Source organism: Ruegeria sp. G5 (genome assembly GCF_056533365.1).
The window spans coordinates 116263-137926 of sequence record NZ_JBQFOK010000001.1 but is presented as its reverse complement, the minus strand read 5'-3'; the positions used below and the strand labels follow the sequence as shown (position 1 = coordinate 137926).

Below are 21664 nucleotides of genomic sequence, written 5' to 3'. Positions count from 1 at the left end.
CCGGCACATCATAAGGCCGTCAGGTTTTTCGATCAACAAACCATCGGAACGGAGCATTTTTGTGACTTACGACGCCCTCATCCCTGTCATTCGACGTCTGGCCCTGGAAGCAGGCGACAAGATCATGGGGATCTATGAAGCAGACGACTTTGACGTCAAAGTCAAATCGGATGCCAGCCCCGTGACCGAAGCTGACGAGGCCGCCGACGCTCTGATCTCGGCCGGATTGCGTGATGCGTTTCCCGACATTCTTCTGATAACTGAAGAACAGGCCGCCTCGCATTCAGAAAAAGGTGATACGTTCCTGATTGTTGATCCGCTGGACGGCACCAAAGAATTCATCAATCGCCGTGGCGATTTCACCGTGAACATCGCCCTGGTGGAAAACGGTACACCAACCCGTGGTGTCGTTTATGCCCCCGCCAAGGGACGGATGTTCTACACACAGGCCGATGGTCAATCCGTTGAAGAGACCGGTGCGCTCGACAAAGCTAAGGCCGGGGATGTGTCGCCTATTTCAGTGTCTAATCCAGACAATTCGGCGCTTTTGATCGTGGCCTCCAAGTCGCATCGGGATCAGGCAACCGAAGACTACATCAACAAATACCAAGTTCAGGATAGCAAAAGCGCGGGCTCATCCCTGAAGTTCTGCCTGGTCGCTACGGGCGAGGCAGATCTGTACCCACGGGTCGGTCGGACGATGGAATGGGATACCGCAGCCGGACATGCGGTTCTGGCAGGCGCAGGCGGGAAAGTCGTTCGTTTCGATGATCACTCGCCTTTGACATATGGCAAGGACGGCTATGCAAACCCGTTCTTTATCGCCTACGCTCCGGGCGTTGAGCTGAAGGACGCCTGATGTCGGTACTGATTGCAATTCCTGCCCGCTACGCCTCGACCCGTTATCCCGGGAAACCTCTGGTCCCGTTGACGGGGGTAAGCGGAAAGGCGATGACGCTGGTGGAAAGATCATGGCGTGCGGCCTGCTCTGTCTCGGGCATCGACCGTGTTGTTGTTGCAACCGACGATGACCGGATCCGCGAAGCCGCCGAAGGGTTCGGGGCCGAAGTGGTTATGACCTCGGAAAGCTGCGGCAATGGAACGGAACGCTGCGCCGAGGCGCATACGATCTTGGGCACAGAACATGATATCGTGGTGAACCTGCAGGGTGATGCGCCGCTGACACCGCATTGGTTTGTCGAAGATCTGGTTGCAGGGCTGCGTGCCGCACCCCAAGCAGGTGTTGCGACACCCGTCCTGCGTTGCGATGGCGATGCCCTCAACAGCTTGCTCAATGATCGCAAAAACGGGCGCGTGGGTGGAACAACGGCGGTTTTTGCCGCGGATCACAGCGCCATGTATTTCTCAAAAGAAGTCGTGCCCTACACCGCGCAGACCTATGCCGCAGCCGACCCAACCCCTGTATATCATCACGTCGGCGTTTATGCTTACCGTCCTGACGCCCTGGCTGCTTATCCAAATTGGCCAGTTGGCCCACTGGAGAAACTTGAGGGGCTTGAGCAACTGCGTTTTATGGAAAACGGCCGCAAAGTTCTGTGTGTCGAGGTCGAAGCCAAAGGCCGTCAGTTCTGGGAGTTGAACAACCCCGAAGACGTACCAAAACTGGAACGCATGATGGCCGAGATGGGCCTGGACTGACCTTTCCCACTGTTATCGCACCGCGCCACATCTTAAACAGCATCCCAGCCTGATCGCAGGTGGAACAACTTACTGGACGCTCCAATGACCAATATTCTTGTGACCGGCGGGGCCGGATATATCGGATCGCACGCTTGCAAGGCGCTCAAACAGGCCGGATATACGCCGGTGACCTTCGACAACCTGATCACGGGCTGGCAGGACGCCGTCAAATTCGGACCGTTTGAGCAGGGTGACCTGCTGGACCGCGCCCGTTTGGACGAAGTGTTCGCCAAGTACCGACCGGCAGCCGTCATGCATTTTGCTGCGCTCAGCCAGGTGGGTGAAGCGATGTCAGAACCCGGGAAATACTGGACCAACAACGTCACCGGTTCGCTGACTCTGATCGAAGCGGCTGTGGCGGCGGGTTGTTTGAATTTCGTTTTCTCGTCGACATGCGCAACTTACGGTGAACATGACAACGTGGTGTTAGACGAAAACACGCCGCAACTTCCGCTGAATGCCTATGGGGCCTCGAAACGTGCGATCGAGGACATCCTGCGCGACTTCGAAGCAGCCCATGGCCTGAAACACGTTGTGTTCCGCTACTTCAACGTAGCTGGGGCCGACCCGGACGGAGAGGTCGGCGAATTCCACCGCCCCGAAACACATCTTATTCCGCTGATGCTGGACGCGATTGATGGCAAGCGCGACGGTCTGACTGTTTTCGGTACCGACTATGACACGCCCGATGGGACCTGTATCCGGGACTATGTGCATGTTTGTGATCTTGTAGACGCGCATGTGCTTGGCCTGAACTGGCTAGAGCAAGACAAGGCCAGCCGTATTTTCAACCTAGGTACAGGATCCGGCTTTTCGGTGATGGAGGTGATCGGGCATTCGAAATCGGTTACGAACCGTGAGGTGCCTTATTCGATCGGACCGCGACGTGCCGGGGATTGCACCAAGCTGGTCTCGGGATCGGTCCGCGCCGGGGATGAGTTGGGATGGACGCCGAAACGCTCAACGTTAGAGACGATGATTTCGGATGCATGGCGGTGGCACCAAAACGGGAATTACGAACGATAGGACCATCGTGACCGGTGCGAAACACCATACGCTTCCTTCGATAAGCTGGGTGCAGAAATACCGGTTGCGCCTGAAACGGCGGCGGTTGTTGTGGCGGTCTTTTTGCAGTCGGCACCAGATAACGTGCCTGCAGGACCGGACCTCTGCGATCAGTCCCAACTCGGTGCTGGCGTTCACGACGTTGCGCAACGAAGCCTCTCGGTTGCCGTGGTTTCTGCACCATTACCGAGATCTGGGCGTCGGGCACTTTCTGATTGTCGACAACGCCAGCGACGATGGTTCGGTTGCGTTTCTCTTGGATCAGCCCGACGTGTCGCTCTGGCAGACACATTCCAGCTACAGGGCATCGCGCTTTGGGCTGGATTGGTTGACCTGGTTGCAAATCCGATACGGGCACGGCCGCTGGACCCTGATGGTGGATGCAGATGAACTGCTGATCTATCCGGATCACGACACCCGGTCGCTGAGCGAACTGACTTCGTGGCTGGATGATCGCGGGCAGAACGCTTTTGGTGCATTGATGCTGGATCTGTATCCCAAAGGTCCATTGGGAACACAGCACTACGAGCCCGGAACAGACCCGACCGACATTCTGAAATGGTTTGATCCCGGCCCTTACCGGTCAAAAAGACAGGAGCCGATGGGTAATCTCTGGGTTCAGGGCGGCGCGCGCGCGCGGATGTTTTTTGCCGATCAGCCGATGCGATCTCCGACTTTGAACAAGATACCTTTGGTTCGGTGGTCGCGCCGCTATGCCTATGTGAACTCATGCCATTCTGCCCTGCCGCGGAATTTGAACGCAGCTTATGACGGACCAGATGGCTCCGGGCCGTCAGGTGTTTTGCTTCACACCAAGTTTCTGCCCGAAATCGTCGACAAGTCGCGGGTCGAACAAGCCCGTCGCCAGCATTTTCACGATCCCGCCCAGTTCGACAGCTACTACGACGGCATTCTTAATCAGCCGGTAATGTGGACACCGGAATCCGTCCGCTATACCGGTGCCAGACAATTGCAGCAGATCGGGTTGATGGGCGCGATTGAGTGGAATTCCGCCACGCGCGCTAACAAGTTGTAAATGCATTGCTTTGATAGATGAAAAAGTGGCATAAATCGATGATCACCCGGCACCACTCTGGCTGATCCAGGCCCCGGGGATGCTCGCGTAGATGATGAAGGTTGGGCAGTGACGTGAGCCTGTTGGATTCTTACCGGATGAGATTGCGGCGCAAGCGCCGTATTTTGCGTTGCGTCCGCAAACGGCGTGAGCTTGTGGCGACGTCCAACAAAACCGGCACTATTCGACGTCGCGACACGCTGCTGATGAGCGTGGTCAGAAACGAAAAGATCCGCCTGCCCTTTTTCCTGGAATACTACCGTAATCTGGGCATCAATCACTTCTTGTTTGTGGACAATGACAGCGACGATGGAACTGGAGACTTCCTTGCCGCGCAGCCGGACGTCTCGGTCTGGCGTGCCAATGCCAGCTACAAACGCGCGACCTTCGGACTGGACTGGTCAAATTACCTGCTGCGCAAATATGCGCACGGGCACTGGGTGCTGACGGTCGACCCGGATGAGTTCTTTATCTACCCGTTTTGCGACACACGCCCGCTCCAAGCACTGACGGATTGGCTGGACGGTTGCGCCGTGCGCAGCTTTGGTACCATGCTGTTGGATATGTATCCGCGTGGGCCGGTGGACGCTCAACCCTATCAAGAAGGTCAGGATCCATTCGAAATCGCACGCTGGTTCGATTCCGGAAACTACATGATCACCAAGAATCCAGAGTATGGAAATCTTTGGATTCAAGGCGGGCCGCGGGCTCGGGTATTCTTTCGCGACAGCCCGTCGAAGGCCCCGGCTTTGAACAAGATCCCCCTGGTCAAATGGGATCGCCGTTATGTTTATGTCAGCTCGACCCATTCGCTGCTGCCACGGGGGTTAAATCAGGTCTACGACGAATGGGGCGGCGAAAAAACAAGCGGGGCCTTACTGCACGCCAAACTCATAGACACTCTGGGCCACAAAGCCCGGGAAGAGGTCGAGCGCGGGCAGCATTACCGAAGGTCCGGCGAGTACCGCGCCTACGCGCAAGGTTTGGATGAACAGCCGGTTTTCTGGTGTACGTGGTCAGAGAAATACATCAACTGGCGGCAACTGGAAATTCTGGGCCTCATGTCGAAGGGCAACTGGGCATGAGCAGTCTGGGCGTCGTCATGCTGGTTCACACAGCCCTGCACCGCGCCGAGCAGGTCGCCCGCCATTGGTCTGCTGCAGGCTGCCCGGTTATGATCCACGTGGATCGAAAAGTGCCAGACGCGGAATATTCCCGGTTTGTTGCATCCTGTGCCGATGACGCGCTGATCCGTTTTTCGAAACGGCACACATGTCAGTGGGGCGGGTGGGGCATCGTGGCCGCGTCGCAAACTGCAGCCGAAACGCTGTTGGATAGCTTTCCCGATGTTCACCACGTTTATCTCGCGTCGGGTGCATGCCTGCCGCTCAGGCCGGTTGCCGAGCTGGTGGATTACCTATCGCATCGCCCGCGGGTGGATTTCATCGAAAGCGCAACAACCGCGGATGTCAGCTGGACCATCGGTGGGCTGGATCAGGAACGCTTTACACTGCGGTTTCCGTTCTCTTGGCGCCGGCACCGCAAGTTGTTTGACGCTTATGTCAAAGTGCAGCGTGCGCTGGGGATGCGCCGCCGTATTCCCGAAGGTCTGGTTCCACATATGGGCAGCCAGTGGTGGTGTCTGACCCGCCAAACGCTAACGGCGATTCTTCAGGATCCGAAACGCAAGATTTATGATCGTTATTTTCGCAGGGTCTGGATACCGGATGAGAGCTATTTTCAAACGCTGGCTCGGTTGTATTCGACCCATATCGAAAGCCGGTCGCTGACTTTGTCCAAATTCGACTTTCAGGGTCGACCGCACATTTTCTATGATGATCACCTGCAGCTTTTGCGTCGGTCAGATTGCTTTGTCGCCCGCAAGGTCTGGTACAACGCCGACCGACTGTATCAGGCTTTTCTGACCGATCAGACTGGCGCCATGAAACCGGCCGAGCCCAATCCAGGAAAAATTGACAGGGTTTTCTCTAAGGCGGTCGAGCGTCGGACCCGAGGGCGCGATGGCCTGTACATGCAAAGCCGGTTTCCGCGACACGGCAGTGAAAACGGTCTGACATGCTTTCCGTATTCAGTATTTCAGGGTTTCTCGGACTTGTTCGAAGACTTCGAGCCTTGGTTGGCCGATACCACGGGCGCGCGTGTACATGGACATCTGTTCGCCCCTGAAAGGGCCGAGTTTTCTGGCGGTGAGGCAATCACCAACGGTGCACTTAGCGATTGCGCGACGCTGCGCGACTATAATCCGACCGCCTTTGTGTCTAACCTGATCTGGAACACACGCGGTGAACGGCAGTGTTTCCAATTCGGCCCGCGCGACACGCAAGCCGCAAATTGGTTTCTGGCACGGGACAGAAACGCTCAGATTTCGGTAATCACCGGCGCATGGGCTATTCCGCTGTTTCGGCAGAACCTGAACTTTGGCGACATACGAAATGAGGCGGCGCGCCTGCAGCGGATCGAAACCAAGCAGCTTGAGGTCCTGAACTCGGTCTGGACCAAGGCGCGCGTGCGCACATGGTCTTTGGCGGAATTCATTGAATCCCCGATCGAAGCCCTGCAGACGATAACGGATGAAATCGGTGCGTCGGCCCCTAGCCATCTGACAACTGCCCCAACCATGGTTGACCTGACGGGCTTTGGGAAGTTTCTGCAAAACCTCAAAAACCAGGGAATGCACCCGTATCTTATGGGCGATTTCCCCGTGGATGACGTGTTTGGCAGCAAGCCCAAGCCTTACCGTAAACCGTATCTTGTGCAGTAGGCCGCCATGCAATCCGGGTTCGACTATTTCGTCATTCTTGCCGCCATGCGCACCGGGTCCAACTTGCTTGAGGCCAACCTGAACGCGCTGGAGGGGATTACCAGCCATGGCGAAGCCTTCAATCCGCATTTTATCGGACGGCTGAAATCGGATGAGCTGTTGGGCGTCTCACTGGAAACACGAGATAGCGATCCCGCAACCCTGCTGGATGCCATTCGCTCAGGTCCGGGGAAGATCAACGGGTTTCGGTTTTTCGATGGGCATGATCCGCGTGTGTTAGAGCCTGTTTTGGATGACCCACGCTGTGCAAAGATCATTTTGACGCGCAATCCCATGGACAGCTACATTTCCCTGCAAATCGCGCGTGAAACCAAGCAGTGGCAGCTCAAAAACGTTAAGCGCCGCCGGGATGCGCAGATCGAGTTCGACTCTACTAAGTTTGAACAATACCTGGAGCAACTAGAGCAGTTTCAACTGCTACTATCGCATCGTTTACAGGCGTCGGGACAAACAGCTTTCTACATCTCGTATGATGATCTGAACCGGTTGGACACGATAAACGGTCTGGCCGAATGGCTGGGTATAGACAGCCGCCTTTCCGCACTCGATGATACGCTGAAGCCCCAAAATCCAGAGCCGCCTTTGGAGAAGGTCACGAACCCGGTTGAGATGGAAGCCGCCTTGTCCCAGTTCGACCGGTTCAATCTGCACCGCTCACCCAATCTGGAGCCTCGTCGCGGGCCCGCAGTAGCGAACTATGTCGCGGGCCCAAAGACACCGCTTATGTATCTTCCTGTTCGCAACGGAGTTGAAGCGCAGATCAGGGAATGGATGGCGGCGCTGGATCGCGTTGATCCCGATGAATTGTTGATCAACCAAAACCGCAAACAAACCCGCCGGTGGATGCAGGCGCATCCCGGACATCGAAAATTCACGGTTCTGCGTCACCCGTTGGCAAGGGCACACACAGCATTTTGCCGGTATATCCTGAGCACCGAACCAGGTGCATACCTAAAGATCCGCAATATGCTGCGTAACAGGTTCAAAATTCCAATCCCCGGACAGGTGCGCGACGAAAACTACACAGTTGATCAGCATCGCGAAGCTTTTGCGACATTTTTGGTGTTCTTGCGCCAGAATCTGGCAGGGCAAACCCCGGTCCGCGTGGATGGCGTCTGGTGCAGTCAAGCACAGGTGTTGGAAGGGATGGCATCCTTTGCCATGCCGGATCTTATCCTGCGCGAAAATGAATTACCCTTGGCGCTATCGAAGATGGCCCAACAGATGGGTCACGCCAGTCCACCTGAACCCAAAGAAATCGCTGCGGATACGCCTTACACGCTGGCCCAGATCTACGACGAGCAACTCGAAGCGCTGGCAGGGGAGGCCTACCAACGCGACTATATGCAATTCGGGTTTGGAGCTTGGAAACCGTCTACGGACGCAACGTGATGATCGTACCGCGATTAACCATCGCGTAGATTTCTTCGATCTCTTCGTTCTTGACCGCTATGCAGCCCGCTGTCCAATCCGGTGTTTTGCTTGCGCGCTTACGCTCTGCACGGCGATTCGGCTGACCGTGGATAAATATATCGCCGCCCGGATCGACACCGGCAGCCTTGGCCTGTGCAATATCTTTGGAGTTCGGATAAGAGATGCCCAGCGACAAGTGATAGCGGCTGTTCGGATTGCGGCGGTCAATCAGGTAAGTACCTTCGGGTGTACGGCCATCGCCACGTTCGGTTTTGGTCCCGGCAGGCGCAAAGCCCAAATCAACCTTATATTCCTTAAGCACATGTTCATTGTGCAAAAGATATAATTTTCGTGCACCTTTATTGATGACCAATGAGGTCACTTCGGGTCCATCATAAGTCAGAAATCGTGGGCTGGCTGATGCGCAGGCCGAAAGGCCCAGCGTAGCCACAGCACCCAATCCAAATGCTCGACGATCCATGTTTCACTGCCTGCTGCTCTGTTTTTTTTAAGGATTATGCCAGAAATTGCAAAAACTGAAATCACTTTTTGCTGTTCGACTGTTCCATCAATCGGCGTTCAATTGATTCCAGCCGCTCTAGCACTTCATCGCGATAGGCATCGGTTTTGACTTCATCCTCGGCATGATGGGCGTCCTGCATAGAGTTCACGATCAAACCGACCAAAAGGTTAACGACCGCAAATGTCGTGACCATGATAAAGGGTACAAAGAACATCCAGGCATAGGGATAAACATCCATGACCGGACGCACGATACCCATCGACCAGCTTTCCAGTGTCATGATCTGGAACAGTGTATAGGCGGACAACCCAAGATCGCCGAACCAGTCCGGGAAGGATGACGAGAACAGCTTCGTCGAGATCACCGCACCGATATAAAACAGGATCGCCATCAACAGGAACACGCTGGCCATCCCCGGCAAGGCCGAGATGAACCCCTCGACCACCCGACGCAAGCGCGGCGCAACCGAGATGACCCGCAGAACCCGCAAAATACGCAGTGCACGCAACACCGAAAGCGCACCCGCGCTGGGGACAAGGGCGATACCAACGATCACGAAATCAAATATATTCCAGCCACTTGTGAAGAACTTGCGTCCGGTGGCGATCAGCTTCATCGCGATTTCTGCCACAAAGATTGCAAGACACACTTTATCCAGTGTCACGATCAATGGCCCAGCCACCTCCATTATTGTTGGAGAGGTTTCCATCCCCAGCAACACCGCGTTGAACAGAATGACACCTGTGATGAATTTCCCGAAAATCGGGGCTTCAATGATGGTCAGCAAGCGTTGGGTGATCCCCATTCGGGTGCTCTCCTGTTCGGGTTAAGAGTTCAGGGTAAACCGGGCGGCAAGTTCGGTGTGTGACGACCATCGAAATTGGTCAACCACCTGTACCCATTCAAGGGTATATCCCGCGTTAACAAGTATTTTTGCGTCGCGCGCAAACGTCACAGGATTGCACGAGACATAGGCGATAACAGGTCGTTTGGCCTGAGCAAGTTCGGAAACCTGTGCTTCAGCACCGGCACGGGGTGGATCCAGTACGACCGCATCAAAGGATTTCAGTTCATCGGGCATCAAGGGACGGCGAAACAGATCCCGCGCCTCGGACGTGACCCGCTTGAGACCTTGTGCGCGTCTCCACCCTTGGTCCAGCGCTTGGGTCATCTCGGCCTCGCCCTCCACGGCATGCACTTCGGCCCCTTGGGCGAGCGGCAGCGAGAACGTACCGCTGCCAGAAAATAGATCTACGACACGCTTCGCACCACCTACAGCTTGCAAAACAGCCTTTGCTAGAGCCTCTTCTCCATCTTTCGTTGCCTGAAGAAAAGCGCCCGGCGGCGGTACGACCGCGGCTGTTCCAAACCGTTGAACCGGCGCGTGGCGCATCGCTATGACTTCATTGTCCCAACTGAGCCGTGCCAATCCATATTTCTCGGTCGCTTGCGCCAACGCCAATTCCAACGGGCCGTCCAGTGGTTTTCCACCTTTGACCGCTACATCAAGCCCGCCTTCGGACAGGGTCAGTGTAACGGCAAGTAGGCCTTTGCGGCTGCCTCCGAGAACGGCCACGGCTTCGGCAACCGGGATCGCCGCAATCAAATCGGGCTCCAGTAGATGGCAATCAGAAATTTCAGTGATCGTATCTGACGCCCGACCGTGAAAACCCGCCAAAGTGCCCTTTTTTGTCCGCCGAACAGCGATGGTCGCGCGACGGCGCGTGCGTGCAGGCGACGTATGGATCGGGCGCATATGCGCCTCCAACCCCTGAGCCGCCAAAGCGTTGCGCACGACTTCAACCTTCCAGCTGGCAACAAAGCCATCCGCAGCATGCTGCAACTGACAGCCACCGCACGCTTTGTAATGGCGGCAAGGCGCCTTAACCCGTTGATCTGACGGCGTTTCGACTCGGATATCCGTCAACGCCTGACCTTCGACGACACCGGTGACGACTTCGCCAGGCAGAGTCCTTGGGGCGTAGATCGGTCCATCTGCAATGCCGTCGCCCTGATGTCCAAGGCGGTTTATGGTAAACTGCTGCGTCATGACGGGCGTGATACCGGGGCTTTTGATGCAACAAAACCCTTATTCTGCGGCTTCGGCCTGAATAAACCCGCCCGACTGCCGGTGCCAGAACCGCGCATAGAGCCCACCCTTTTCAAGCAATGCGTCATGGGTGCCGCTTTCGACAATACGCCCCTGATCCAGAACCACGATCCGGTCCATCTCACTTAGGGTGGACAAGCGGTGAGCGATGGCCAAAACCGTCTTGCCTTGCATCACCCTGTGCAACGCCGCTTGAATCGACGCCTCAACCTCAGAATCCAGGGCCGAGGTCGCCTCATCCAGAACCAGAATTGGCGCATCCTTGAGGATGGCGCGGGCCAACGCGATCCTTTGACGCTGTCCACCGCTAAGCTTTACCCCCCGCTCACCCAAATGCGCGTCGTAACCCGTACGACCATGCGCATCCTGTAGGCCTAGGATAAAATCATGCGCTTCGGCCTTCCGGGCCGCTGCAACCATCTCGTCCTCTGTGGCGTTCGGGCGACCGTACAGGATATTCTCGCGGGCCGACCGATTAAACATGGCGGTCTCTTGTGTGACCATCCCAATCTGGCTGCGCAAACTGTCCTGAGTAACCTGCGCGATATCCTGATCATCGATACGAATTACGCCATTTTCCCCATCATAGAGCCTTAGCAACAGCGACACCAACGTTGACTTGCCCGCACCCGAGGCGCCAACGATACCTAGTTTCTCACCAGGTTGAGCCATCATGTCGATGCCGGACACACCGCCGATATTGCGGCCATAGGCAAAACTGACATGGTCAAATTCAATTCGACCTTCAGTCACCGCCAGCTGTTTTGCCGTGGGGCTGTCTTCGACGCGCTCTGGCTTTGCCAGCGTTTTCATGCCGTTTTCGATTTCGCCGACATTGGAATACAGCCCCATGAGCGTGAAGCTGACCCAACCCGTCATTTGTGATATCCGGATCGAGACGGCACCCGCCGCCACTATATCACCCGGTGTCGCATTGCCCGCTTGCCAAAGACCCAGTGTTACGCCCATCAGAACAACAGGCAGGACACCGGCCAAAGCCATCAGGATGAACCGAAAGCTGGCCGATAGACGACCAAATTCCAAAGACCGCTCTCGCAGATCCACCATCGAATCTCGCGCTGCCTGATCCTCGAACACGGAATGCGCGAATAGCTTGACGGTTTTGATATTGGTGATCGTATCAACCACTTGCCCTGAAACCATCGCGCGCGCGCCGGCACGTGCAGCCGACCGTTTGCGAATGCGCGGCAGATACCAACGGATCAACAAAAAATAGACGCCCAGCCATACGACGAACGGGATCATCACCAACGGATGAATAGAGCCTAACAAGAGCAAAGAGCCGATCAACGAAGCCATCGCAAAGACAATCGCACTGATCGTTTCCGACACAACAGACGCCATAGCGGTCGCCGTTTGCATCTGTTTTTGCGCGATCCGCCCGGCGAAATCGTCATCGAAATATGTCACCGACTGGCCCAGCGTCCAGCGGTTCAGCTTGGCCAATACAAGCGGTGGTATGTTGGGCATGACCACATAGTTGTTCGAAAACGCCGACAGGCCAAAGAAGACCGGGCGCACCAGCATGAAGAAGGCTGCCGCGCCGGCAATCATCCAAATATTGCCAGCGCTGAAAAAGCTTTCTGGTGTGCTGGTGGTCGCAATGTCGACCACAAGGCCCAGTATCCACGCCGTTCCCGCCTCAAGCGCCCCGGCACTGGCCGAAAAGAACGCCGCGACAAACAGCATTGGCCACGCGCCAGACAAGCTCCAGCGGATGAACGCCCCCAACGATTGCGGCGGGGGCGTTTCTACGTTTTTGAACGGGTTTATGAGGTCGGCGATCCTCATTCCGCGGCCTCGGGGTTCAGGAAGCCACCTGATTGCCGCGCCCAGAATTGAGCGTAAAGCCCACCCTGAGACAGCAGGTCGGCATGACCGCCCTGCTCGACGATCCGGCCGCCATCCATAACCAAAATCCGGTCCATTTGGGCAATCGTGCTGAGGCGGTGGGCAATAGCGATCACGGTTTTACCTTGCATCATACCGTAGAGAGTTTCCTGAATCGAAGCTTCGACCTCGGAATCTAGGGCAGATGTCGCCTCATCCAACAGCAGGATTGGCGCGTCCTTCAGGATCACTCGTGCCAGGGTCACACGTTGCCGCTGCCCGCCCGACAGCTTCACGCCCCGTTCGCCCACATGGGCATCGTAACCCGTGCGCCCCTGCGGATCCTGGAGGTCCAGAATGAACTCATGCGCCTCGGCCTGTTTGGCGGCGGCGATCATCTGTTCTTCTGTGGCGTCCGGTCGACCATACAGGATGTTTTCACGGACCGAACGATGCAGCAACGAACTGTCTTGCTGAACCATACCGATACGACTGCGCAAACTGTCTTGTGTGACATGCGCAATGTTCTGATCATCGATCAGAATTGCACCCTGCTCTACGTCGTAGAACCGCAAAAGCAGCTTAACCAAAGTCGATTTCCCAGCGCCTGAACGTCCGATCAACCCGATCTTCTCACCCGGCTGGATCGTGAGGTTGATATGATCCAGCCCACCGGTTTTACGCCCATAGTGGTGCGACAATTCACGGATGTCGATCTGACCGTTGGTCAGGTTCAGAGGTTTGGCGTCGGGGGCATCCAGCAGGTCAATGGGTTGGGCAATCGTTTCCATCCCTTCGGCCACAACGCCCAGCTGGCGAAAGAAACTGGTCAGGGCCCACATGATCCAACCGGTCATCGCGTTCAGCCGTAAAGTCAGCGCCGTCGCAGCCGCCACCACCCCGACCGAAGCGCTGCCCTGCATCCAAAGCGCAATAGACCAGCCGACAACGCCCACAATCAGCAACCCGTTCAGGGTGACAAGAACGGCATCCATGATGGTGAAGATCCGCATCTCGTGTTGGAAAGTACGACGCGTTTCCTCGATCGCTTCGCGCGCATAGTCCAACTCTTGCTCGGCATGGGCAAACATCTTGACGGAATGGATGTTAGTATAGCTGTCCACCACACGGCCCGTCACGGCCGAGCGCGCGTCAGAGGCTGCCTTGGACGCGGGCCCAACCCGCTGAACCGTCCAATGCACCAACAACCCGTACAACACGAACCAGATCAAAAGGGGCAACAACAACCTGGGATCGGCCGCCATCAAAAGAATTGCTGCGCCAACCAGATACGCCAGCGAGAATGATATGGCATCGAACACCTGAAACACGGCTTCGCCTGCGGCGGGAGGTGTCTGCATGATCCGGTTTGCAATGCGGCCTGCAAAATCATTCTCGAACCATTTGACGGACTGACGCAGCACATGCTTATGCGCACGCCAGCGGAATATCGTGCCGATATTCGGAAGGATCGCGTTGTTCAGCAGCAAAACGTCCACCACATGAAGCAGCGGCCTGAGCAGCAGAACAAACACGGCCATTAGGATCAGTTCCGTACCGTGGGATTGCCAGACCTCAGCCGGTGAACCCGACAACAGATCGACCACGCGACCCATGTAATAGATCAACCCCACCTCGACCGCCGCAACGACAACCGAGATCAGAGCAGCCCAGGCAAAAAGCCGATAGAAGGGCCGGGTATATTCCAACATGAACGGCCACAACCGTGTGGGCGGCGTATTGGTTTCCTTGTAGGCAACAAAAGGGTCAACAAGGTTTTCGAAATAGCGAAACATGGAGAGTGCTCCGATTGAGCAGAAAATTAGTCATGCGAAGAAAGATGGCGCCAGAACACCACCCCTACGGGTCAAAGTGTTCCAGCCTTAGCTGTCCCAGATCCCGTAATACATTCGCATCCCTCCATTCATGTGACTGGCGCACGTAACCACAAACAATTCAAATTGTCATCCCCTTTTGAGACTCGGGACTAGCCGCCCAGCAAGTCATCGCGGGTCAGGGCAAAACCGGACGCGATCCAGCGCGCCTCAAGCTCGGCCAGTTTTTTGCCCAGCGCAGGGCCAGAAAACGCGGGGATCAGATCGGTTGCGCGTACTGGAAAATCTGCGGCAGATCCTTTGCGCAGATCGTCTCGCATGTTTTCGGTCCAGGGTTGTTCGAGAAAAGCACAACGCAGCAGAACTTCGTGCATTCCATCTTCTTCACCGTATCGAAACCCAAGCTCGGCAATGCCCGCATTTCCGGCCGCCTCTTCCCGCATTCGGGTCAGGCGTTGTAGTTGCGCCTTGCTGAGACGCAGTGTTTGGGCCAGCTCGGGCGTTGCAATTGCCGCCAATCGCCGAAGCGGTTCTGGCCCAACACCAGCTTGTTGTTCCAACGCAATCAGCGGGGCCAGTGCGCGGTCTTCGGCCCCCGGTAGAACTTGCGCCAAGACACCCGCACTGCGCATCGCTGCAACCGAGGGCGCGGGGTCGGGCGCGCCCAGCAGCTTTAACAATTCTGCTCCGACGCGTTCCCGTGACAGGCTGGTCAGCCCGTCCAGATTGGCGGCAATCGCTGCAAGAGCATCAGCGTCGAAACCTGCATCCGCATCGCCGTACCAAGCGTGAAACCGGAAATAGCGCAGTGACCGCAGATAATCTTCGCGGATTCGGTTTTCGGCAGAGCCTATGAAACGGACACAGCGCGCATTCAGATCTGGCAACCCGTTCAAAGGATCCAGAACCGTACCATCCGCCTGCGCATACAACGCATTCATGGTAAAGTCGCGACGAGCAGCGTCTTCTTTAATGTCATTTGCAAAAGCGACCACCGCCCGGCGTCCATCCGTTTCGACATCTCGGCGAAAAGTGGTGACTTCGTGCGGGATGCCTTCGGAAACAACCGTAATCGTTCCGTGGTCTATGCCGGTTGGAATTGCCTTTAACCCAACCGCCTGTGCCAGTTCCATAACCCTTTCGGGACGCGCGTCTGTGGCAATGTCGATATCAGATACTGGCGCACCCAACAGCGCATTTCGAACACATCCGCCAACAAACAAAGCCTGTGCCCCGGCATCGCCCAGCGCAGCGCATACTTTCTGCGTTGCCGGGTTGGAAACCCAGCTATCCGTCAGTTTGATCATTCACTCATCCGCGCGGCCAACCCCCGCAACATACGCGCCGTCGCACCCCAAATGTAATAGGGGCCATAAGGCACCGTGAAATAATACCGCCGTTGACCCCGCCAGCGACGCGCTTCGACGATATAATTCGCAGGGTCAAGCACATGATCAAGCGGAACCGAGAAAACCTCGTCTACTTCGCCTGTCTCGGGGATCGGGTCAAACCTGTCGCGCAGAACGGCAACAACAGGTGTGACGGTAAACGACGTCACCGTTTCATGCGTTGGCAGATGACCCAAAATCTCGGGCAATTCGGGCGGCAGGCCGATCTCTTCCTGTGCTTCGCGCAGGGCTGTCGCGGTCACGTCGGGATCTTCCTGATCCTGTTTGCCGCCAGGAAACGCGATCTGACCGGGATGGTGTTTCAGGGCCGAGGACCGTTTCGTCAAAATCAGCCGCGGCCTATCATCCACAAGCGATATCGGGACCAATACACCTGCCGGGCGCAATTTACGGCCTTCCGGCAAGACGGTCTCTGGGTTGAGATCGAAATCGCTTGAGCCATGGCCGGGGCGGCGCAAAGCCGCCCGCAGCGTTTCTGTTGCGTCAGGCACCGTCTGCATCAAACCCGACCGTTGCGGGATCCAGCACGTAGTGCGCCCCACAGAACTGACAGTCCGCTGTCACCTGACCTTCGTCCGTTGTCATCTTTTCGATGTCCTTGGCCGAATAGATCGAAAGGCTCTGGCGCACGCGATCTTCAGAGCAGGTGCACCCAAACTGCACCGGTTGGGCGTCATAGACCCGCGGCTTTTCTTCATGGAACAGACGGACAAGCAGGTCAGTCGGCGCAACCGAGGGACCGATCAGCTCAAGGTCTTCGACCGTGTCCAGCAGGATGTTGACCCGACCCCAATTCTCACCCTCTTCTCCGTCGACCAGATCATTGGCGGTCAGTATTTCACCGCTGCCTTCGCCTGACGCCGCAAACGGGGATGCTTTGGGCATGTGCTGCAACATCACGCCACCCGCGCGCCAGTGTTCACCAACACCCGGTTCGGTCGATTTTCCAAAACTCAGCGAAAACCGCGTTGGAAGCTGTTCGGACTGAGCAAAATAAGCCTCGGCACAGGCGCTCAGCGACCCTCCGGCCAGGGGTGTAATGCCCTGATATGGCTGCGTGCCTTCACCCTGATCGATCAGAATGGCGAAATACCCTTCGCCAACCTGATCAAAAGGTGCCGCATCTGTCAGCTTGTCACGGTCAAAGCTGGCATAGGCGCGAATTCGGGCCGGTTCACCTTCTGTCTTAGGCGCGTAGTAGTCGGTGGCAATCATTCGGACAGCCCCTTTGGTCTGCACTTGCAACGACAGTTTCCAGCGCAGCGATACCGTCTGGCCGATCAACGCGGTCAGCAGGGCCATTTCGGCCACCAGAGCTTCAACCTTTTCCGGATAATCATGCTGTTTCAGGATGCCATCCAGCACCCCGTCCAGCCGCGCCACGCGGCCACGCATATCCGATACATCAAGTTGAAAGGGCAGGACGGTGTCGTCCCACGCGATTTTGGTTCCAAGAGACATGGGGTTTCCTTACACGCCACAGGTTGGCATACCGCCAGCATATAGGTCGAACAATTCGGGTTGTAAGGGGCCATACATGATCAGACGGTTCGGTGAAACCCCACAAGCGGGGCGCAAATACACACGGCGTGTGGGCGTATACGCATTATTACCCAAAGGTCGAAGCCTTTTGCTGACCTGCCAAATGGAACCCGGCCCTGATCTGCAATTACCCGGAGGCGGCATAGATCCCGGCGAATCACCCATTACTGCGCTGCATCGCGAAGTGTTCGAAGAAACCGGTTGGCGCGTGGCTGACCCGCGGCGGGTCGGAGCATTTCGCCGATTCACCTACATGCCAGAATATGACCTTTGGGCCGAAAAGGTTTGCCTGATCTATACAGCTCGCCCTGTCCGTCGCGTCGGACCCCCGACCGAACCCTTTCACGAAGCCCTTTGGATGGACAGCGCAGAAGCCGCACAAATGCTGGGCAATGGCGGAGACCGGTATTTCGCGACGCGCCACCTGCTGAGGCTCTAAGCTCCGTTGAACTCAAAAAACACGGCGGACACATCGTCATCCATGCCTGTGTCCGGGACCATCGCCTGCGTCAACCTCCAGAACATGTCATCCAGAAATTCCGTCCCGCCACGACCTTGCGCGCAATCCTCTGCCAGTTTGTGCAACCCTTCTTCTTCTAACAACCCGCCTTCGGCCATACGGCACTCGGTAAAGCCGTCGGAATACAGCAGCAGCCTGTCACCGGGTTGCATGTAGGTCTCGGTCCGTTGAAATGTGACGTTGGGCAAAAGTCCAATGGGAAGGCCCCCCTCGCCCAAAAACTCAGTCGTTCCGTCCTGGCGCAACATCAGCGGATGAGGATGCCCGGCCTGCACCATTTTCAGATGTCCGTTGCGCAGGTCCACAATGGCATAGACCATGGTGAAATATTCTTCGACACCTGCATCGGCCATCAAACGGCAATTGAGCATCTCTGCCACCTGTTCAGGCGGCAACAACGCGTAGAACTTGTCAAAACGCTTTTCCATCGCGACGTTCTGATCGAAGTGCTTACTGGAAAGATAGCCACCCAATCGTGCGGTCATCATGGCCGAGGTGATCCCGTGACCTGACACATCTATGCTGTAAAACCCCAACCTGTTCACGCCGGGTGAAAACATACCGACCAGGTCGCCACCGATATGCCCACACGGTTTAAGCAGCATGCTGACCCGGGACTTCCCGAAATCTCTGGTCAATTCGGGTACAAGGGATTCCTGAATTTTCCTTGCCTGAATCAAGTCCTTGTCGATGGCATCATGGGCCACGCGTAATTCTTCCAAAGCGGTTTCGATCATGCGGTTTTTCTCGGACAGCTCGCGTTGCATTCCCAGAATGCGCGCGCCGGCCGAAATACGCGCGCGCAGCTCATCCGCCTCTAGCGGTTTGATCAGAAAGTCATCGGCACCTGCATCCAATCCGCGCGCAACCTCCTGCTTTTCACTCTTGGATGTCAGAAGGATGAAATAGCTGTAATGCCTGCAATCCAAGGCCCGAAAAGATCGACAGAACTCCAGACCGCTCATCCCGGGCATGACCCAATCGCTAAGCACAAGATCCGGTGGATCATCCGCGCAGATACTCAGCGCGGCTTCTCCGGTGTCAGCCTCAAGAACGTCGAAACCCCATTTCTTAAGCGACGCGACCAATATGCGGCGTTGCAGGCGGCTGTCATCCACGACCAGCACCTTTCGGATCACGCCGAAGTCCAGCTCTGCTCTGGCGTCTGCCTGATTGACCTGTGCCACCTGTTTCCTCTGCGATGCAGCGTTTTCCGACCTGAGGCGACCCTACCGCGCTGCGGTTTAACAACCGGTGAAAGGTTAGCTTAACTGGGCCTTTACCTGTCGAAGGCTATCAAACACCTATCGCTATACCCAAAGAGAGGGCGCCATGATCGACTGGGGCAGGGTCAAACAGCTGCGGAACGAAGTCGGTGCCAGCGAGTTTGACGAGGTGGTGCAAATCTTTCTGGAAGAAGTTCAGGAGGTGATTGAGCGCATGAACAGGGACAAGGGCCGCATCGATTTGGAACAGAATCTGCACTTTCTGAAAGGCAGCGCCCTAAGCCTTGGGTTTCAGCAATTTTCCAAACTCTGCCAAGACGGAGAGCGTGCCGCCGCTGCCGGTTGTGCAATGGATGTTGATCTGGCCGCAATTCTCACCACTTACGACGCCTCGCGCGCAGAATTTCACGCCGAGGCTGAAAAGAATCTGGTCTAGATCACAAACTGCGCCAGCGTTTCGTCTTCGGTGATGTCGGTATAGGTGAACCCGGCTTCGTCCAGATGCGCGAACAATCTTGCAAAGTTCTCGGGCTTGCGGGTTTCAATACCGATCAGGACCGAGCCGAAATTCCGGGCTGACTTTTTCATATACTCAAACCGCGCGATGTCATCCTCGGGGCCGAGAATACCTAGAAATTCCTTCAGCGCGCCGGGTCGCTGCGGCAAGCGCAGAATGAAGTATTTCTTGACCCCGGAATAACGCTGGGCGCGCTCTTTGACCTCGGGCAAACGCTCGAAATCAAAATTGCCGCCGGACGTGACGCAGACGACGGTCTTACCACGAATAAAGCTTTGAATATCGCCCAGCGCCTCGATAGCCAGCGCGCCAGCAGGCTCTAACACGATGCCTTCAACGTTCAGCATCTCGATCATCGTTGTGCAGATGCGATCCTCGGACAGAACATGCACATCAGATAAGTGCCGCCCTTTCAACAACTCGAACGGCTTGGCACCAATCCGACCAACAGCTGCCCCGTCGACAAAGTTGTCCACGTGATCTAGCGAGACCGGGTGACCCGCTGCCATAGCCGCATGCAAACATGCGCCACCCTTGGGTTCGACAAACAGACAATGGGTTCGATCCCCAAACCATGTCGCCACACCTGACGACATGCCGCCTCCACCTACCGGAAGGATGACGTGATCGGGCAACCCTCCCAATTGCTCTTCGATTTCTACGGCTAAGGATGCCTGCCCCTCAATCACGTCTTCATCGTCAAATGGGGACAAAAAGTAGCCGCCCTGCTGAGCGCACCAATCCTGCGCTGCGGCCAGAGTGTCGTCGAAATAGTCGCCGATCAGGTGGATCTCGATATTGTCGCCGCCGAAGATGCGGGTTTTCTGGATTTTCTGCTGCGGCGTGGTGACCGGCATGAAAATTACACCGCGCACATTGAGGTGCTTGCACATATAGGCCACGCCCTGCGCGTGATTTCCCGCACTGGCGCAGACAAACAGGTCCTGACCCTGCTGTTTACGCATCGCGTTGAACGCACCGCGTATCTTATACGACCGCACCGGGCTGAGATCCTCGCGCTTGAGCCAGATATCAGCGCCATAGCGATCAGACAGATGGGCATTCCGCTGCAACGGCGTTGCCGGAAAAACAGAGCGCATCGCCTGTTCGGCGGCGCGGGCACGGGTCATGAAATCGGTCATGCCGCAGTCCCTGCCCCATCACTGCTGAAAGGGCAAGGAATACATATGTGTACGGGCGCTCAGGTCAGTTCACGTTTTTCTATGAACACGCCGTACATAGTGGTCAGTATACTGACGTTGATCAGTGGCAGCACCAGGGTTCCAAAGAACACGCTTGCCAGAATTCCCAGGACGGGAATTAACGCCAGTGTCGTGAAAACCAGTTGCACCAAAAGCTGGAACACGAAGTTCACGACCAAAAGTCCGAAGATTGCTCCTGCGGTTCCCTGAGTGCTGTTCCAGGCATCCCCCAGTGACAACGGATGGCCAATTGCTGCGGCGGGCAGAATTATGGACAAGCGGTAAAAGCTGACAAACAAAAAGATGGCGTACACCGCCATAACCGCCAGTGCCAGCACCCCGCCACCAAGGGCGGCCGCAACAAACCCCATGGGAAGAAAGGCAATCGCCATAAGAATACCCAGCAACAGAATACGTCCCAGATAGGCCAGAATTCTGTCGAATCGGAACGTTGGGAATATACCGCTGGGGTATTCCTCCATCAGAATGAAGCGGTGCCATGAAACAGCGATCCAGAACACTGTTGTCACCGCGACAAACACCACACCGGCGACAAAAAGAACCACCGACGCATAAGATGTACCGGGCGGCAATTCACCCGTTTCCGCATCCAACTGATCCAGTGGTACGTCCAACAGCAGAAACAAAGCGACGATTGCGGCCGTCGCAACCATCGCAGGTCCGAAGGTAATCTGAAGAACCTGCTTGAGGTTTCCAAAAACCATTCGCACGGAATGCGTGAAAATCTGCAAACCCAACATCTTGAAACTGTCCCTTCAACCAATCCTTGTTTTATATGTGAATGTTTCATCCTAATTCGGCGTTCAGGTCAA

The 21664-nt window shown here is 56.1% G+C and carries 20 protein-coding genes; 9 read left to right on the top strand and 11 right to left on the bottom strand.

All coding sequences use genetic code 11. The features are described 5' to 3' along the window. Positions 1-61: 61 nt before the first annotated feature. The 7 genes from cysQ (at position 62) to ACR0BD_RS00635 (ending at position 8075) form a co-directional block, all read left to right on the top strand. Positions 62-859, top strand: a complete 798-nt coding sequence (gene cysQ, locus ACR0BD_RS00665) for a 3'(2'),5'-bisphosphate nucleotidase CysQ (RefSeq protein ID WP_480828347.1) — start codon at positions 62-64, stop codon at positions 857-859. Continuing rightward, positions 859-1659, top strand: coding sequence for a 3-deoxy-manno-octulosonate cytidylyltransferase (locus ACR0BD_RS00660; RefSeq protein WP_480699322.1), 801 nt, complete (start codon positions 859-861; stop codon positions 1657-1659). Before cysQ ends, ACR0BD_RS00660 begins: the two co-directional genes overlap by 1 nt. A gap of 84 nt (positions 1660-1743) precedes the next feature. Then, positions 1744-2727 (top strand): UDP-glucose 4-epimerase GalE, encoded by a 984-nt coding sequence (gene galE / locus ACR0BD_RS00655; protein ID WP_480828346.1) that lies wholly within the window; start codon positions 1744-1746, stop codon positions 2725-2727. Positions 2728-2734: 7 nt separating this feature from the next. Continuing rightward, positions 2735-3802, top strand: a complete 1068-nt coding sequence (locus ACR0BD_RS00650; protein WP_480828345.1) for a glycosyltransferase family 2 protein — start codon at positions 2735-2737, stop codon at positions 3800-3802. Between the two features lie 137 nt (positions 3803-3939). Continuing rightward, the gene (locus ACR0BD_RS00645) at positions 3940-4926 is read left to right on the top strand and encodes a glycosyltransferase family 2 protein (protein WP_480828344.1); all 987 of its coding nucleotides are present in this window, start codon (positions 3940-3942) and stop codon (positions 4924-4926) included. Next, on the top strand, positions 4923-6623 hold the full coding sequence (locus tag ACR0BD_RS00640) for a DUF5927 domain-containing protein (protein WP_480828343.1): 1701 nt from the start codon (positions 4923-4925) through the stop codon (positions 6621-6623). The genes ACR0BD_RS00645 and ACR0BD_RS00640 overlap by 4 nt, the downstream gene beginning before the upstream one ends. A 6-nt stretch (positions 6624-6629) precedes the next feature. Beyond that, positions 6630-8075 (top strand): nodulation protein NodH, encoded by a 1446-nt coding sequence (locus ACR0BD_RS00635; RefSeq protein WP_480828342.1) that lies wholly within the window; start codon positions 6630-6632, stop codon positions 8073-8075. Here ACR0BD_RS00635 and ACR0BD_RS00630 read toward each other — a convergent pair. From ACR0BD_RS00630 to hslO, 8 genes are all read right to left on the bottom strand, one after another. Continuing rightward, entirely contained in the window at positions 8059-8577 is a 519-nt protein-coding gene (locus ACR0BD_RS00630) for a L,D-transpeptidase family protein (RefSeq protein ID WP_480828341.1), read from the bottom strand. The two genes, ACR0BD_RS00635 and ACR0BD_RS00630, sit on opposite strands and share 17 nt — an antisense overlap. 61 nt (positions 8578-8638) lie before the next feature. Further along, on the bottom strand, positions 8639-9424 hold the full coding sequence (locus ACR0BD_RS00625) for an ion transporter (RefSeq protein WP_480699334.1): 786 nt from the start codon (positions 9422-9424) through the stop codon (positions 8639-8641). A 21-nt stretch (positions 9425-9445) separates the two neighbouring features. After that, positions 9446-10669 (bottom strand): class I SAM-dependent RNA methyltransferase, encoded by a 1224-nt coding sequence (locus ACR0BD_RS00620; protein WP_480828340.1) that lies wholly within the window; start codon positions 10667-10669, stop codon positions 9446-9448. A 39-nt stretch (positions 10670-10708) separates the two neighbouring features. After that, positions 10709-12541, bottom strand: coding sequence for an ABC transporter ATP-binding protein (locus ACR0BD_RS00615; protein ID WP_480828339.1), 1833 nt, complete (start codon positions 12539-12541; stop codon positions 10709-10711). Continuing rightward, positions 12538-14376: an ABC transporter ATP-binding protein gene (locus ACR0BD_RS00610; protein ID WP_480828338.1), complete on the bottom strand. Its 1839-nt coding sequence runs from the start codon at positions 14374-14376 to the stop codon at positions 12538-12540. The genes ACR0BD_RS00615 and ACR0BD_RS00610 overlap by 4 nt, the downstream gene beginning before the upstream one ends. A 191-nt stretch (positions 14377-14567) precedes the next feature. Next, on the bottom strand, positions 14568-15722 hold the full coding sequence (locus tag ACR0BD_RS00605; protein WP_480828337.1) for a CCA tRNA nucleotidyltransferase: 1155 nt from the start codon (positions 15720-15722) through the stop codon (positions 14568-14570). Continuing rightward, complete coding sequence (locus ACR0BD_RS00600; RefSeq protein WP_480828336.1) at positions 15719-16324, bottom strand: CoA pyrophosphatase; 606 nt, start codon at positions 16322-16324, stop codon at positions 15719-15721. Before ACR0BD_RS00600 ends, ACR0BD_RS00605 begins: the two co-directional genes overlap by 4 nt. After that, positions 16308-17285: an Hsp33 family molecular chaperone HslO gene (hslO, locus tag ACR0BD_RS00595; RefSeq protein WP_480828335.1), complete on the bottom strand. Its 978-nt coding sequence runs from the start codon at positions 17283-17285 to the stop codon at positions 16308-16310. The genes ACR0BD_RS00600 and hslO overlap by 17 nt, the downstream gene beginning before the upstream one ends. Positions 17286-17361: 76 nt before the next feature. Here hslO and ACR0BD_RS00590 point away from each other — a divergent pair, with 76 nt between their 5' ends. Beyond that, complete coding sequence (locus ACR0BD_RS00590) at positions 17362-17805, top strand: NUDIX hydrolase (RefSeq protein ID WP_480828334.1); 444 nt, start codon at positions 17362-17364, stop codon at positions 17803-17805. Here the strand turns inward: ACR0BD_RS00590 and ACR0BD_RS00585 are convergent. Then, a complete protein-coding gene (locus ACR0BD_RS00585) occupies positions 17802-19073 on the bottom strand; it encodes a PP2C family protein-serine/threonine phosphatase (RefSeq protein ID WP_480699350.1) in 1272 nt (423 codons plus the stop codon). The two genes, ACR0BD_RS00590 and ACR0BD_RS00585, sit on opposite strands and share 4 nt — an antisense overlap. Positions 19074-19218: 145 nt before the next feature. Between ACR0BD_RS00585 and ACR0BD_RS00580 the strand changes: the two genes are divergently transcribed. After that, entirely contained in the window at positions 19219-19548 is a 330-nt protein-coding gene (locus ACR0BD_RS00580) for an Hpt domain-containing protein (RefSeq protein ID WP_480699352.1), read from the top strand. Here the strand turns inward: ACR0BD_RS00580 and ilvA are convergent. Both ilvA and ACR0BD_RS00570 read right to left on the bottom strand, forming a co-directional pair. Then, positions 19545-20771: a threonine ammonia-lyase IlvA gene (gene ilvA / locus ACR0BD_RS00575; protein WP_480699354.1), complete on the bottom strand. Its 1227-nt coding sequence runs from the start codon at positions 20769-20771 to the stop codon at positions 19545-19547. The genes ACR0BD_RS00580 and ilvA overlap by 4 nt on opposite strands. 59 nt (positions 20772-20830) lie before the next feature. Further along, on the bottom strand, positions 20831-21556 hold the full coding sequence (locus tag ACR0BD_RS00570) for a hypothetical protein (protein WP_480828333.1): 726 nt from the start codon (positions 21554-21556) through the stop codon (positions 20831-20833). Positions 21557-21664: the final 108 nt, after the last annotated feature.

Bases quoted from the DNA above. Each gene is read 5' to 3' on its own strand.
- ACR0BD_RS00645 (WP_480828344.1), top strand. From the start codon at position 3,940: ATGAGATTGCGGCGCAAGCGCCGTATTTTGCGTTGCGTCCGCAAACGG.
- ACR0BD_RS00590 (WP_480828334.1), top strand. From the start codon at position 17,362: ATGATCAGACGGTTCGGTGAAACCCCACAAGCGGGGCGCAAATACACA.
- galE (WP_480828346.1), top strand. From the start codon at position 1,744: ATGACCAATATTCTTGTGACCGGCGGGGCCGGATATATCGGATCGCAC.
- ilvA (WP_480699354.1), bottom strand. From the start codon at position 20,771: ATGACCGATTTCATGACCCGTGCCCGCGCCGCCGAACAGGCGATGCGC.
- ACR0BD_RS00570 (WP_480828333.1), bottom strand. From the start codon at position 21,556: ATGGTTTTTGGAAACCTCAAGCAGGTTCTTCAGATTACCTTCGGACCT.
- ACR0BD_RS00625 (WP_480699334.1), bottom strand. From the start codon at position 9,424: ATGGGGATCACCCAACGCTTGCTGACCATCATTGAAGCCCCGATTTTC.
- ACR0BD_RS00615 (WP_480828339.1), bottom strand. From the start codon at position 12,541: ATGAGGATCGCCGACCTCATAAACCCGTTCAAAAACGTAGAAACGCCC.
- ACR0BD_RS00620 (WP_480828340.1), bottom strand. From the start codon at position 10,669: ATGACGCAGCAGTTTACCATAAACCGCCTTGGACATCAGGGCGACGGC.
- ACR0BD_RS00605 (WP_480828337.1), bottom strand. From the start codon at position 15,722: ATGATCAAACTGACGGATAGCTGGGTTTCCAACCCGGCAACGCAGAAA.
- ACR0BD_RS00600 (WP_480828336.1), bottom strand. From the start codon at position 16,324: ATGCAGACGGTGCCTGACGCAACAGAAACGCTGCGGGCGGCTTTGCGC.
- ACR0BD_RS00630 (WP_480828341.1), bottom strand. From the start codon at position 8,577: ATGGATCGTCGAGCATTTGGATTGGGTGCTGTGGCTACGCTGGGCCTT.
- ACR0BD_RS00635 (WP_480828342.1), top strand. From the start codon at position 6,630: ATGCAATCCGGGTTCGACTATTTCGTCATTCTTGCCGCCATGCGCACC.
- ACR0BD_RS00640 (WP_480828343.1), top strand. From the start codon at position 4,923: ATGAGCAGTCTGGGCGTCGTCATGCTGGTTCACACAGCCCTGCACCGC.
- ACR0BD_RS00580 (WP_480699352.1), top strand. From the start codon at position 19,219: ATGATCGACTGGGGCAGGGTCAAACAGCTGCGGAACGAAGTCGGTGCC.
- ACR0BD_RS00660 (WP_480699322.1), top strand. From the start codon at position 859: ATGTCGGTACTGATTGCAATTCCTGCCCGCTACGCCTCGACCCGTTAT.
- ACR0BD_RS00610 (WP_480828338.1), bottom strand. From the start codon at position 14,376: ATGTTTCGCTATTTCGAAAACCTTGTTGACCCTTTTGTTGCCTACAAG.
- hslO (WP_480828335.1), bottom strand. From the start codon at position 17,285: ATGTCTCTTGGAACCAAAATCGCGTGGGACGACACCGTCCTGCCCTTT.